At 73.1% G+C, this 1,916-nt stretch carries 2 protein-coding genes and 1 pseudogene; 2 read left to right on the top strand and 1 reads right to left on the bottom strand.

Annotated elements, in window-relative coordinates:
• A pseudogene (locus tag BXY45_RS24940) lies at positions 1–201 on the top strand (ATP-binding protein); the annotation flags it as partial.
• Between the two features lie 134 nt (positions 202–335).
• Positions 336–653, top strand: coding sequence for a hypothetical protein (locus BXY45_RS22700; RefSeq protein ID WP_109776805.1), 318 nt, complete (start codon positions 336–338; stop codon positions 651–653).
• Between the two features lie 244 nt (positions 654–897).
• Here the strand turns inward: BXY45_RS22700 and BXY45_RS22695 are convergent.
• The coding region (locus BXY45_RS22695; protein WP_109776804.1) for an IS110 family transposase at positions 898–1,916 on the bottom strand (1,019 nt) is incomplete at its 5' end.

Raw genomic sequence — 1,916 nt, 5'->3', positions numbered from 1 at the left:
TTCCAGCTGATCGCCGCCCGCTATGAGACCGGAAGTGTGCTGGTCACCAGCAACATGCCGTTCAAGCGGTGGGGGGAGATCTTCGGGGATGAGGTAGTGGCCGCGGCGATGATCGACAGGTTGGTGCACCACGCCGAGGTGATCGCCCTGTCTGGGGAGTCCTACCGCACCCGCGCCCGCCGAGCCGCCATCAGCGCCGACCCGGCCGCGGCGATGCGCGCCACCCCCACCCCCGCACCCGTCGCCGCCCCCGCAACGGCTGTCGTCCCCGCCGGTGCGCCCGGTGGCACGGGCGGGTCGGGTCAGGCCAGCGCCGCCGGGCTGGAGGGACAGCGATGAGCACCGCGACCAGCCCCGACCCGCAGCACGAGGGCCAGAACGGCCCCGAGCACGAGGAGCGGCACGCCGCCGAGCACGAGGGGCGTCGTCGTGAGTCGTGGGAGTACGGCGCCGTCCACGAGGTTCTCGTGGACGAGCACACCGACGGCATCGCCGACCCCGCCAGCCGCATCGAGCACGAGCGCGGGCGCCCGTTCGCGCCCGAGCCGACGCCGGACCCAGGGTCAGAGCCGATACCAGACCCGATGCCGGATCTGGTGACGAGCCCGTCGCCGGCCGGCGGGTGGGACCCGGCCCCGTTCCCGCACTTCTGAGCCACTGCGGCGGCGCGGAGCCACCCGGGCCCGCGCCGGCCGCGGCCACCCGGGGGGTCAACGCCGCCGTCGAGGGGTCAACCGCCGCCGTCGGGTGGGGTCAACCTCGTCCGACGCCGCCCGCCACGAGCTCACCGGCCGCCGCCCGAAGCGCTGCCTGAGCTGTCACGAACCGCTACACACCGCATCTGGGGGGTCAACTTTGGCCGTCGCAGGGGGTCAGACATCCCAGGGGTTGGGGCTGTCAAGCGGCGGCGGTGACCGCAGCAGCGGACGCTGAGTTGGGTGCTGCGGGCTCGGCGGTCTGGACGGGTGCCAGCGCGGGCCAGGCGGTGGCCTCGTCGTACAGGACGCGGTGGCGCAGGCAGCCGTGCAGGATCCCCACCAGACGGTTGGCGAGCTGGCGCAGCGCCGCCTCGTGGCTCTTGCCGCGCTGGCGTAGCTCGTCGTAGTAGGCCCGCGCTCCTGGTGATCCGCTCAGGGCCGCGAACGCCCACGTGTGGGTCGCATCGCCCAGACGCTTGTTGCGGGCGTAGCGAGCTAGGACCGCGCTCTTCCTGCCCGAAGCGACCGTGATCGGGGAAGTGCCGGCGTAGTTCTTGCGGGCCTTGGCGCTGGCGTACCGGGTCGGGTCGTCCCCGAACTCACCCAGCGTCCGCGCCCCGATGATCGTCCCGATGCCCGGCACGCTGAGGTAAATCTCAGCGTCCGGGTGCGCCCCAAAAGAGTCCGCCACCACCTGCCCCAATGCCTCGATCTCCTCGTTCATCGACCGCAGCAGCCGCACCTGGGAACGGGTGATCGCCGCGTACGCTTTCTGCACCTCCGCCGGCTGGCGCAGCGCCGGGGCGGCCAACACCGCGCGGATCTTCTCCACCTTGCCTTCGACGTCGCGACGCCGCGCGCGCTGCAGGGCCTTGCTGACCTGGGAGCGGGTCAGCGCCGCTGCCGCGTCGGGGTCAGCGGCGCGCTCCAGCAGCTCCAGGGCGTCAGCGTCGGTCAAGTCCACTCCGGCGGCGGCGAAGGCGGCCAGCGCGCCGGGGAAGTACTCCTTCAAGGCCGCGACCAGACGCTGGCGAGTGCGCACCCGCGCCCAGATCGCGCTCTGGTGGGCTCGGGCGACCAACTTGATCCCCTCGGCCTGGGCTGAGTCCCCCGCGACGGGGCGGTGGTGGGCGCGGTCCACGCGCACGATCTCGGCCAACACCGCCGCGTCCCCGGTGTCGGACTTGGCCCCTGAGCTGGTGTGCCGGCCGCGGTAGG

Source organism: Quadrisphaera granulorum (assembly GCF_003149145.1).
Classification (GTDB): Bacteria; Actinomycetota; Actinomycetes; order Actinomycetales; family Quadrisphaeraceae; genus Quadrisphaera; species Quadrisphaera granulorum.
The sequence above is the reverse complement of the archived record's forward strand: the minus strand, read 5'-3'. Positions and strand labels throughout refer to the sequence as shown.